We start from the raw sequence: 12,500 nt of genomic DNA, 5'->3' as shown, positions 1-12,500 counted from the left end.
GGCGGCCGACGGCGACGCGCCCCTGCGGACGGTGGTGAACTGCGCCGGGATCGCCCCGTCGCAGCGGATCCTCGGCCGGCGCGGCGTCCACGACCTCGAGCTGTACGCCCGCGTCGTCCGGGTCAACCTGGTCGGCACGTTCACCGTGCTGACCCTGGCCGCCGAACGGATCGCGCAGACCGCCGCGGACGGGCACGGTCAACGGGGCGTGATCGTCAACACCGCCTCGGTGGCCGCCTTCGAGGGGCAGATCGGCCAGGCGGCGTACGCGTCGTCCAAGGGTGGCGTCGTCGGCCTCACCCTGCCCGCCGCCCGCGACCTCGCCGCGCACGGCATCCGGGTGATGACGATCGCGCCCGGCATCATGCTGACGCCGATGATGCAGACCGTGTCGGCGGAGTACCGGGCCGGGCTCGCCGCCGGGGTGCCGTTCCCGGCCCGCCTCGGCGACGCCGACGAGTACGCCGCCCTGGTGCTCGCCATCGTGGGCAACGACTATCTCAACGGCGAGGTGATCCGCCTCGACGGGGCGCTGCGGATGGCACCCCGCTGATCCCACCGCGCGGCCCGGCGGTCCGGAGCACATCGGCCCGCCGGCCGGGTCGGGAGCGTCGACGACCGACCCGGTCTGCCGGACGGCTCGGGGGCCGGTGTGGCCGCCCACCGGTGTAGTCCGGTGGGCGGGCGACCGCAACCTGACGTCCGCGCGGAAGAGGTGGTTCCCCGGCGTCGGCAAAGGCGTCGTCTCCCGGCCGCGTCCACCCGCGCGATGCCCGGGTGACTGTTTCTCTCCGCATCGCCGTTACGGACCGTATCGCATTGTGCCCGACGCGTCGGCATTTCTGGTCCGACGGTTCTTTCCGCGATTCCGGTGCCCGAAACCGTACCGCCGGCCGACCGGAATAGGTATTCGGCGACTCGTCTCCACCGTCTCGATAGGTACCGAAAATGTCGACTGTCCGCGCCGGGGGGTCGATGCGTCCGGGTGGCGCGGGTCGATCGGCGGCGGGTGGCGTCCCCGGTGGAAGCCCTTCGTCGCCCGGGCGTGGAGAAAAGCGCCCGGGGCAACGATTCGTCGAGGCAACCAAATGGTGGGCCAGAGATTGCCGAAGGCAATCATCAAGATTCTTCACCATTGCGGTGCTGGCCGGATATTAATCGATCAACTTCGATTATGGTGGACGTATCTCCTGTTCAGGGTGGCCGTGACCGAAATGTTGCGGTAAGTGTTAACGAGGGATCTTGCCCTTCTTGGGGGTTTGGCCCACCCTCGGGATATCTCGCCGCCGATTGGCCCAGGTGGGCGCTCCGCCGGATGGCCCTGCTTGTGGGACGACTGCGGGGCTGCTCGCCCCGACTCGATTCTGTGATTGGTCGGGGTGATTTGGTAAACCGAAAGTGATCATCCCAGCTCAGCGCAATTCTCAGCTTTCATTCAGGCTGCTTTATGCATGTGACCCACGTCACATTCGGCCAATTCGAGCATGGTCGACAAGCAGGAACTACTTCTTGTTAGCGTTCTCATTCACCACCCCGCGACGAACCTGCGTATTGACCATGAGGAACGTGGAAACGTACTCTCGTGGCAATCCCACATCCGCATTGGACGGTTGCTTTCCAGGGCTGACGACTGATCGGAGCAGGCCCATGTTCGATGTAATCGTTGTCGGTGCACGCTGCGCGGGTTCGCCCGTGGCAATGCTATTGGCCCGGCAAGGCCACCGGGTTCTGATGGTCGACCGCTCCTCCTTTCCGAGCGACGCGGTGTCGACCCACTACATCCACCAGGCCGGGCTGTCCCGCCTCCAGGCGTGGGGACTGCTCGACGAGGTGATCGACGCGAAGACGCCGGCCATCCGGACGATGAACTACGCCAACCACGGCATCCCGCTGATCGGGTTCGCCGACCCGATCGACGGGATCGACGCCGTCTACTGCCCGCGTCGGGTCGTGCTCGACGAGATCCTGGTCAACGCGGCCCGCCGGGCCGGCGTCGAGGTCCTGGAGCAGTTCACCGTCTCCGACCTGGTCTTCTCCGACGGTCGGGTGGTCGGCATCCGGGGTCGCGAGGGCGACGGGCCGGAGCAGGAGTTCCGGTCCACGGTGGTGGTCGGCGCCGACGGCTTCCACTCGACGGTGGCCCGGAAGGTCGGCGCGGAGCTGTACAACGTGCGGCCCGCCGCCGGGTTCACCTACTACTCCTACTACAGCGGCCTGGACTGGGGCCTGCACCACAAGACCGGCTTCCACGAGCAGTGGTTCGGCACCTGGCCGACCAACGGCGACGTCAACATGGTCGCCGTCATCTGCACCCGCCGGCAGCTCAAGGAGTTCCGGCAGGACCCCGAGGCGCGTTTCCTGGCCGTCTTCGACGACGTCGAGCCGGAGATGGGCGCGCAGCTGCGCGAGCAGGGCCGGCGCGAGGAGCCGCTGCGGCCGATGCGCTACCCGGACAACTACTACCGCCGCTCGCACGGCCCCGGCTGGGCGCTGGTGGGTGACGCCGGCTACCACAAGGACCCCATCACCGGGTGGGGCATGACCGACGCCTTCCTGCACGGCGAGCTGCTCGCCGACCGCATCCACGAGGCGCTCTCCGGCGAACGGACCATGGACGACGCCCTCGCCGACTACGTCAAGGTGCGCGACGAGGAGAGCGCGCCGGTCTACGACTACACCACGGCGATGGCCGAGCTGACCCTCGACCCGTACCTGGAGGCGGTGCTCGGCGCGATCAGCACCAGCCGGGAGTGGACCACCAAGATGCTCGGCATGATCGCCGGCGGGGTCGAGGGGCACGAGCTGTTCGCCCCCGACAACCTGGACCGGATCTACGACGACGCCGGCGTACCCCAGCACAAGCGGATCTACGAACCGTCCTGATCGGCGTGAGGCCGCGCGGGACAGCGCGGCACGACGGTGGAGGACGTCCCCGTCCTCCGCCGTCCGTTCGTGGCACTTGACCCCCCCGGAGGAGGCAGGCAGATGACGCGCGCGTCCAGCATGTTCGATCTCATCGGCCAACAGGACGACCAACGGCCGTACTACGACACCGGCGGCCGTGGCCGGTCCCACGCGTTCTACACCGGCGAGGAGCAGCACCAGCGGGAGCTGGAACGGATCTACCGCCGCCGCTGGCTGCCGGTGGACCACGTCTCCCGGTTCACCGAGAAGGGCTCCTACGCGACCCTGACCATCGGCACCGGCTCCATCCTGATCATCAACGGCGACAACGGCATCCAGGCGTACCACAACTACTGCCGTCACCGGGGGTACCGGCTGGTGGAGGAGGCCGCCGGCAAGCGGCAGAGCATCGTCTGCATCTACCACTGCTGGGTCTACGACCGCAACGGCAAGCTCAAGAGCTTCAACGGCACGTACTTCGACCACTTCTTCGACAAGGAGAAGAACGGCCTGCTGCCGGTGCGTACCGAGATCCGGTTCGGGGTCGTCTTCATCACCTTCTCCGACGACGCGCCCGACCTCGACGCCTCGCTCGGCGAGTTCGGCGAGTTCGCCCGGGTCTACGAGCTGGCCGACCTGAAGTGCGTGCAGGCCAAGGACTACCCGGTCGCCTCCAACTGGAAGCTGGTGGCGCACAACGTCAACGAGAGCCTGCACTTCCCGACGGCGCACAAGGACCTGCACCGGATCACCGACTTCGACGACGCGGGCACCTACGAGCTCAAGGGCGACATCGTCGGGGCGTGGCAGGTCATCCGGGACAAGTACAACTCGGTGTCGATGACCGGACGCAGCGACCGGGCACCCATGCCGCTGGTCCCGGACGCCGACCTCAAGAAGATCAACTGGATCACCATCCTGCCGAACCTGCTCTTCGGCTTCACCGCCGACTACGTGATGATGCAGTGGGTCTGGCCGGAGAGCCCGAGCACCTGCTACGTACGGCACTTCTGGCTGTTCCACCCCTCCGAGACGGCCCGCAGCGACTTCTCGCACGAGGCCGTCTTCGCGCTCTGGGACAAGGCCAACTACGAGGACTGGGAGATGTGCGAGCGGACCCACCGCGGCCTGTCCAACCCGCTCTGGTCACCCGGCCAGCTCTCCCTGGACGAGGAGGTCGTCTCCCAGATCGACGCCTGGGTGGCGCGTGAGACGGCCGACCCCGTCGACACCGAGGGATGACGGCCGTGGTCACCTGCTTCCTCATCGGCGGCACCCGGGTCCTGGCCCGCTGCGCCGACCAGCTCGTCGCGGCCGGGGTACGGATCGAGGGCGTCTTCACCGACGAACCGGTCGCCACCGCCTGGGCGGACGCGCACGACGTCCCGGTGCTCGACCCGCACGCCGACCTCGCCGCCGCGCTCACCGCCACCGAGGTCGACTACCTGTTCAGCATCGTCAACTTCCGGATCCTGCCCGGCCCGGTGCTGGCGCTGCCACGGGTGGCAGCGATCAACTTCCACGACGGTCCACTGCCCCGCTACTCCGGCAGCAACGTCGCCGCCTGGGCGCTCTACGAGGGAGCGGCCCGGCACGCCGCGACCTGGCACCGGATGACCGAGGCGGTCGACGCCGGCCCCGTGCTGCTGGAGCGGTGGTTCCCGGTCCGCACCCACTCCACCGCACTGTCCCTGACCTACGAGACCGCCGAGGTGGGCATCGCGCTCTTCGCCGACCTCGTCCCGCATTTGCTGCGGCGCGCACTGCCCGAACCCGTCGACACCGCCGACCGTGAGCGCCGCTTCTACCACCAGCGCGACCGGATCGCCGGCGGCGGGCTCATCCACGCCGGCACCTCCGCCGTCGAGGCCGAACGCATCGCCAAGGCCCTCGACTACGGCACGTTCCCCAACCCGCTCGGGGTGCCGGCCCTGGTCACCGCCCAGGGTGCGGTGTTCACCAGGCAGATCCGGCGCATCCCCCGCGAGGACCCGCCGTCGGTGACCGTCGCGACGGCCGTCACCGAGTCCGCGATCACCCTCTCCACCCCCGACGGCGACCTGCTGCTGAGCGACTTCACGGCCACCGACGGCAGCGCGCTCAGCGGCCGGGCCGTGGCCCAACGGCTGGGCATCGCCCCGGGCCGGCCGCTGCCGGCCGCGCCCCCCGGGCGGTTGGCGGCGATCGCCGAGGCACAGGGACCACTGCGCCGGCACGAGTCCTGGTGGAAGGCCCGGCTGACCGACCTGCGGCCCGCTCCGCTGCCCGCCCACGACTTCTCCGCCGCGTCCGCGCACTACGGCCGGTACGAGCTGGCGTACCTGCCCCGGTCGTGGGCCGAGACGGTCACCGTCATCCGCGCCTTCCTCGCCGTCCTCGCCGAACGGATGGAGGCGCCGAGCTTCGACTTCGCCTGGTCGGTCTCGGCCGCACCGGCCCTGGCCGAGGCGACCCACGGGCTCGCCGTCGCCCGCGTCCCGGTCCGCTTCGACGCCGCCGCCGCCGACGAACTGGCCGCCCGGCTCGACGAGGCGACCGCCCGCCACGGGTACGCCACCGACCTGGAGGTACGCCTCGGCCTGGCGTACCGCCCGGTCGGCTCCGACGGGCCGACCTTCACCCGGATCGCCGTCCTCCAACGGCACCCCGACGACGAGGCGGCCACCGAGCCGGACACCGAGATCGCCCTGCTCTGCCTGCACGACGGCCCGCCCACGGTCTTCGTCCGGGAAACCGCCATGTCCGCCGACGAGGCGCTGGAGTTCGCCGAGCGGGTCGAGGACCTCGCCCTCGGGGCGATGCTCCTCGGCACCGCCGCGCCGATGCCCGCCCCGGCACCGGTCCCCGCCGACGACGACGCGCCGACGACGGCCGGACCCGCGCCGACCGACGCGCCCGCCCCCGATCCGCTCGCCGCCGCCCCGCCCGACGTCGCGGCGCACCCGGAGCCCGCGCCGGAGCCCGCCGCCCCCGTACCCACCGTGCTGGACCTGGTCGCGGCGACCGTGGCCGCCCGACCGGACGCCGTAGCGGTCCGCAGCGGGGCCCGGACGATCGACTACGCCACCCTGGACGCCTGGGCCGACGCCATCGCCGCCCACCTGCACGACCAGGGGCTCGGCACCGGGTCCGTCGTCGGCCTGCTCACCGAGCGCGGCCCCGACCTGGTCCCGGCCATGCTCGGCATCCTCCGGGTCGGGGCGGCGTTCCTGCCGCTCGACCCGAACTACCCGGTGGAACGGCTGCGCCGCTACGCGCAGGTCGCCGAGTGCGACCTGATCCTCGCCGACGAACACAGCCTGGCCTGCGGCGAGACGGTCGGGCCGGTGCTGCCGATCCCCGGCCCGGACGGCTCCGCGCTGGCCGTGCCGCCCACCGTCACCGGCGCGGACCTCGCCTACGTGCTGTTCACCAGCGGGTCGACCGGTGAGCCGAAGGGGGTGGAGATCGGGCACGCCGCCCTGGCGAACTTCCTGACCGGCATCGGGGAACGGCTCGACGTCACCGGGACCGACACCGTGCTCGCGCACACCACCGTCGCCTTCGACATCTCCCTGCTGGAACTGCTGCTGCCGCTGACCGTCGGCGCGACCGTGACCCTGGCGTCCCGGGCGGTGGCCCGCGACCCGCACCGGCTCGCCGACCTGATCGGCGAGGTCACCGTCGCCCAGGCCACCCCGAGCATGTGGCGGCTGCTGCTGGAGACCGGCTGGACGCCGACGTCCCGGCTCACCGTCCTGTCCGGCGGCGAGGCCCTGGTCCCGGCAACCGCCCAGCAACTGCACGGCACCGCCCGCGCCCTGTGGAACCTCTACGGTCCCACCGAGGCGACGATCTGGGCGTCGGCGCACCGGGTCGAGTCGGTCGGCGCGTTCCTGCCGCTGGGCGAACCGTTGCCTAACCTCGCCCTGCACGTGCTCGACACCGACCTGGAACCCGCCGACACCGGCGAGCTGTACCTGTCCGGTGTCGGCCTGGCCCGGGGCTACGTCAACCGTCCGGACCGGACCGCCGAGGTGTTCCTCACCCACCCGGTCAGCGGTCAGCGGCTCTACCGCACCGGGGACACCGTCCGGCGGCACGCCGACGGCGCGATCGAGTGGCTGGGCCGGGCCGACTCCCAGGTCAAGGTCCGGGGCAACCGGATCGAACCGGCCGAGATCGAACGCGTCCTGGCGGAGTACCCCGGGGTCACCGCGGCCGCCGTCATCGCCGTCGCCTTCGAGGGCCGGGGCGAACCGCGGCTGACCGCGTACCTCGTCGGCGAGCGGACCCTGGTCAAGGCGGAACTGGACACCTTCGTCGGCGGGCGGCTGCCCGAGTACATGGTGCCGGACGCCTACGTGCGGCTCGACGCGATGCCGTTGACTGACAACGGCAAGATCGCCCGCAACCGGCTGCCGCGGCCGGACCGGCACACCATCATCCGCACCGGCGTACCCTCCGTCGCGCCAGTCGCGTCCCCGGCGGCCACCGCAGCCACCCCCGAACCGGCCGTCGGGCCGGAGCCGACCGCGCCGGAGCGGACCGTCGCGCCCGAGCCCGCCGTCGTGCCGGAGCCGACCGTCGCGCCGGAGCAGCGCATCGCGCGGGTGTTCGCCACCGTGCTCGGCCACGACGAGTTCCTGGTCACCGACAACTTCTTCGACCTCGGTGGGGACTCGGCCAACGTCACCCGCGCGGCGCTGGCGCTCACCGAGGAGTTCGGCGTCGCGGTGAGCCCACCGGCCATCTTCGCCACCGGCACCCCCGAGCGGCTCGCCGAACTGCTCCAGCCCGCTCCCGGCACGCCCGCCCGCTCCCGGCCCGACACCACCGGGGCGACCCCCGAGCAGGCCGTCGTGGCCGCCGCCGAGGCGGTCGTCGCGGCCGGTGCGGCCACCACCGACGCGGCCGCCGACCGCACCGTCGACGCCGCACCGGACCCGGCGCACCCCGCCCCGGCCGGTACGCCCGGCGGACAACGGGCCGCCACCACCGGTGACCCGGCCGCACCCGGCACCGTACGAAAGGACCCGTCCCGCCGGCACGCCCCGGCGAACGCGTCCGGGACCCCGGCACCCGACACCGTCGAGGAGCCGCTCGCCGTCATCGGGTTGGCCTGCCGGTTCCCCGGCGCGGCCACCCCCGACGAATTCTGGGCCAACCTCGCCGAGGGGATGTCCAGCGTCGGCGACGCGCCGACCGGACACCGGAGCTGGGGCCACCTCTGGTCCGCCACCGACGAGGTGCCGACCGGCTGGATCGACCGGGTCGAACACTTCGACGCCGCCCGGTTCCAGCTCACCGACCGGGAGGCCCGACGGCTGGACCCGTTGCAGCGGCTGCTGCTCAGCGTCACCGACGAGGCCCTGGAGAGCTGCGGCCACACCGCCGCCTCCCTCGGCACCGCCACCGGCGTCTTCATCGGCACCATCGCCAGCGACTTCCCCGAACTGGTGGCGGGCAGCATCGGGGCCGGCGACCCGCACGTGGCCACCGGCACGGCGGTGTCGATGGTCGCCAACCGGCTCTCCCACGCCTTCAACTGGTCGGGGCCGAGCTTCGCCGTCGACACCGCCTGCTCGTCGTCGCTGGTCGCCCTGCACCAGGCGGCCATGCACCTGCGCGCCGGGGAGGTGGACGCGGCCGTCGTCGGCGCGGCCAACCTGGTGCTGACCCCCACCAAGACCCGGTCCTTCCTGCGCAACGGCATGCTCTCCCCGACCGGGGTGTGCCGCGCCTTCGACGACGACGCCGACGGGTACGTCCGCGGCGAGGGCTGCGGGGTCATCGTCCTCAAGCGACTCGCCGACGCCGAACGCGACGGCGACCCGGTCCTCGCGGTGGTCCGCGGGTCCGCGGTGAACCACACCGGCGCCGCCGGATTCCTGACCGCGCCGAGTAGCACCGCCCAGCAGGCGGTGATCCGCAGCGCCATGCGGCGGGCCGGCGTCGAGGCGGACGGGGTCGGCTACATCGAGGCGCACGGCACCGGCACGCAACTCGGCGACCTGATCGAGCTGGAGGCGTTGCAGGCGGCCCTGGGCACCGCACGGCACGGCACGGTGGCGGTCGGCTCGGTGAAGACGAACATCGGTCACCTCGAACCGGCGGCCGGGATCGCCGGCCTGATCAAGACGATCCTCGCGCTCCAGGCGGGCCGGATTCCGCCCTCGGCCCACCTCACCTTCCCGAACCGGGCGTTCCGCTTCGAGAACTCGCCGCTGTTCGTCCCGGACCGGCTCGTCCCGTGGGTCGGGCCCCGGGTCGCCGGGGTCAGCAGCTTCGGCTTCGGCGGGGTCAACGCGCACGCCGTCCTCGCGGCGGCCCCGTCGCCGACCCGGGTGCCCGCCCGGACCGGCACCGGCCTGCTCACCCTCTCGGCGGGCTCCGAGGAGGGGCTGCGCACCCTCGCCGACCGGCTCGTGCACCTGCTCCGGTCGCCGTACTGCCCGCCGCTGGCCTGGATCTGCGTGGCCAGCCGGCAGCGGCCGGCGGCGACGCACCGGCTCGCCTGCGTGGTGGACACCGTCGAACAGCTCGACGACAAGCTGATGCTGTTCCTCGCCCGCGCCGAGGGCACCCGGAACCTCTACACCGGGGTCGTCGCCACCCCGTCGGGGCGGACCCTGCCCCCGCTGGGCGACGCGCCCGGACGGGACGCCCTCGACACGGCGGCCCGCCGCTTCGTGGCCGGCGACGGCCTGGTGGCCGAGGAACGCGCTCCGGTGCGCTTCCCCACCGCCCCGCACGAGGAGAAGCACCTGTGGTTGGCGCCCGCGTCGACGGCCGGGCGGCTCCCGGCGGCCGGTGCCCCGGCGACCACGCCACCCGGGTCGTGGACCGAGCACCCGGAGGCCGTGGAACACGTGGTGCTGGGTGACCCGACGCTGCCCGGCGCCGGCTACCCCGGCAAGGTCGCCGAGCTGCTCGGCCGGGACACCTTCACCCTGCGGGACCTCACCTTCCGGGCCACCGTACGGCCGCCGGCGACGCTCACCGCCGAGCGGCACGGCACCCGGGTCACCTTCCGCGACGGCACCACCGCCGTGGTCTGCGATCTGGAGGTGGCCGACCCCGAACCGGTCGATCCGACGCCCACCCCACCGGCTGCCACCGTCGGGCTCACCCCGGTCGACCTCGACGGCATGTACCGCGACTTCGACCGCAACGGCCTGCGGTACGGTCCGAGCTTCCGCTGCGTACGCCAACTGTCCACGGCGGACGGTGCGGCGACCGGCACCCTGCGGGTCGACGCCGGCCCCGACGCCGGCCCGGTGGACGCCCGGCTGCTCGACGGCGCGTTCCAGGTGGCCCTCGCCGCCTGCGGGGCGCAGGGCCTCTACGTGCCGTTCACCGTCTCCCGGCTGACCGTGTGGGGCCCGCTCACCGGTGAGGTACGCGTGTACGCCCGCCGGGACCGGGGCAGCGCGCCCGACGCTGGGCTGCTCACCGCCAGTCTGGTCGTGCTCGACGGCGACCGGCCGGTGCTCACCGCCCGGGGCGTCACCTGGCGGCGGATCTCCCCGGCCCCGCCGCCCACCCCGCCCACCGGGGCGGGTGCGCACGACCGGGCCCGGTTCGACGGCGCCGCCCCGACCGGCGTCCCCGGGCACCGTGGCACCCCGCCCGGGTCCGCCCCGGTCCACGGTGCCGACGGCAACGGTCGGGTCCCGGCCGCGTCCGGCCCCGGCACCGCCGCGGCGGCCCCCCTGCCCGTCAACGGGACCGCCGTCCCCCTGCCCGTCAACGGGGCCGCCGGTGCCGGCGACCTCGGCCGGACGCTGGCCCGGTGGATCGCCGAGGGCCTGGAGACCGACGTCGAGACCCTCGAACTGGACCGCCCAATGGAGGCCCAGGGGCTCGACTCGATGCTGGCCGTCTCGCTGGCCCAGGACATCCGCACCCGGCTCGGCGTGGACATCCCGGTCACCCTGCTGCTCGAGGTGGGGACGGTGGAGAACCTCGCCCGGGAACTGCGCGACTCGTACGGCGTCACCGCCGTGCCCGGCGCCGCGTCGACGCCCGGCGCGGTGCCGCCCTTCCCGGGCGGCGGTTCTCCCGCCGAGGTGCCGGTCGCGCCGACGGCCGACCTGCCCCCGGTCGACCTGCCCACGACTGCGGCTCCGGCCTTCGTCCCGGCCGTCCCGGCTCCGATCGCCCCGGCTGCGGACCCGGTGGGTCCGGCTGCGGTGGCACCGGTCGCGGTGGCGACCCCGACGGCTCCGGACCGGCACGACATCGCCATCGTCGGCATCGACGGCGTCTTCCCCAACGCCAGCAACCTCGACGAACTGTGGGAGGTGCTCACCAGGGGCGAGGACTGCCTCCGCGAGGTCCCGAAGTCCCGCTGGGACATCGACGACTACTACTCCGATGCGGCGGAGCCCGGCACCGTCTACCTGCGCCGGGCGGGCTTCGTCGACGACCTGACCGACTTCGACGCGCCGTTCTTCCGGATCTCACCGGCCGAGGCCCAGTGGATCGACCCGCAGCAGCGCCACCTCATCCAGTCCGCCTGGCGCGCGCTGGAGGACGCCGGCCTGTCGGGTCGTACGGCCGGCCGGTCGACAGGCGTGTTCGTCGGCGCGAGCTACCAGCACTACCGGGACATGGTCGTCGGGGACGTGGTGCAGACCGCCGCCGGGCTGGGCAACCACAACGCGATCCTGGCGAACCGGGTGAGTTATTTCCTGGATCTGTCGGGGCCGAGCATGACGATCGACACGTTGTGTTCGTCGTCGTTGGTGGCTCTGCACACGGCGGTGCGCAGCATCCGTAACGGCGAGTGCGACCAGGCCATCGTCGCCGGAGTCCACCTGGCCATGTCCCCGCAGTACTTCCAGCTCGGCTCCCGCCTGCGCTCGTTCTCCCCGACGGGTGCGTCGCGGGCGTTCGATGCGGGGGCTGACGGGTTCGTGCCGGGTGAGGGTGTGGTGACGGTGGTGGTGAAGCCGTTGGTCGATGCGGTGCGGGATGGGGATCGGGTGCGGGGGGTGATTCGGGGTTCGGCGGTGAATCACGGTGGTCGGACGAGTGGGTTGACGGTGCCGAGTAGTGCCGCTCAGCGGGAGGTGATCGTGGCGGCGTTGCGGGATGCGGGTGTTGGTGTGGAGGGGATCGGGATGGTGGAGGCCCACGGCACGGGGACGTCGTTGGGTGATCCGATCGAGGTGGAGGGTCTCACCCGGGCGTGGCGGGGGTTTACGTCGCGGACGCAGTTCTGTGCGATCGGCTCACTCAAGTCGAACATCGGTCATTTGGAGCCGGCGGCGGGTTTGGCCGGGTTGGTGAAGGTGTTGTTGTCGTTGGAGCGGGGGGTGGTGCCGGCGACGTTGCATGTGGTGCGTCCGAATGACCATATCCGGTTTGAGGACACGCCGTTCTTTGTGGCGGACAAGCCGGTGTCGTGGCCTCGGGTGGTGGGTGCGCCGCGTCGGGCGGCGGTGTCGGCGTTCGGGATGGGCGGGGTGAATGCCCATGTGATCGTGGAGGAGGCTCCGCTTCCGGCCGTCCGGGAATCCCTGCCGCAACGGTCGTTTGTGGTGAAGGTTTCTGCGGCGAGTGAGGACGGGGTGCGTCGGTTGGCGGGCGGGTATGCGCGCATGTTGTCG

4 protein-coding genes (1 of these 4 running past the window's edge) are annotated in these 12,500 nt (G+C 72.2%); all 4 read left to right on the top strand.

All coding sequences use genetic code 11. The annotated features are described in order from the left end of the window. Positions 1-553, top strand: partial view of an SDR family NAD(P)-dependent oxidoreductase gene (locus B5D80_RS31880; RefSeq protein ID WP_088647642.1) — the 3' portion only. Its footprint begins 209 nt before the window's first position; the window shows 553 of its 762 coding nt (coding positions 210-762); the start codon falls outside the window, past its left edge; it ends in the stop codon at positions 551-553. 1,004 nt (positions 554-1,557) lie between these two features. Beyond that, positions 1,558-2,883, top strand: a complete 1,326-nt coding sequence (locus tag B5D80_RS31875) for an NAD(P)/FAD-dependent oxidoreductase (protein ID WP_342747162.1) — start codon at positions 1,558-1,560, stop codon at positions 2,881-2,883. 102 nt (positions 2,884-2,985) lie between these two features. Next, a complete protein-coding gene (locus B5D80_RS31870; protein ID WP_204926530.1) occupies positions 2,986-4,146 on the top strand; it encodes an aromatic ring-hydroxylating oxygenase subunit alpha in 1,161 nt (386 codons plus the stop codon). Further along, positions 4,143-12,500 (top strand): amino acid adenylation domain-containing protein (locus B5D80_RS31865; protein WP_144081831.1); only part of this gene is annotated, 8,358 nt, incomplete at its 3' end. The genes B5D80_RS31870 and B5D80_RS31865, both read left to right, overlap by 4 nt.

The organism is Micromonospora wenchangensis, from assembly GCF_002210435.1.
GTDB lineage: Bacteria > Actinomycetota > Actinomycetes > Mycobacteriales > Micromonosporaceae > Micromonospora > Micromonospora wenchangensis.
This window is presented reverse-complemented; position numbering and strand designations above follow the sequence as displayed.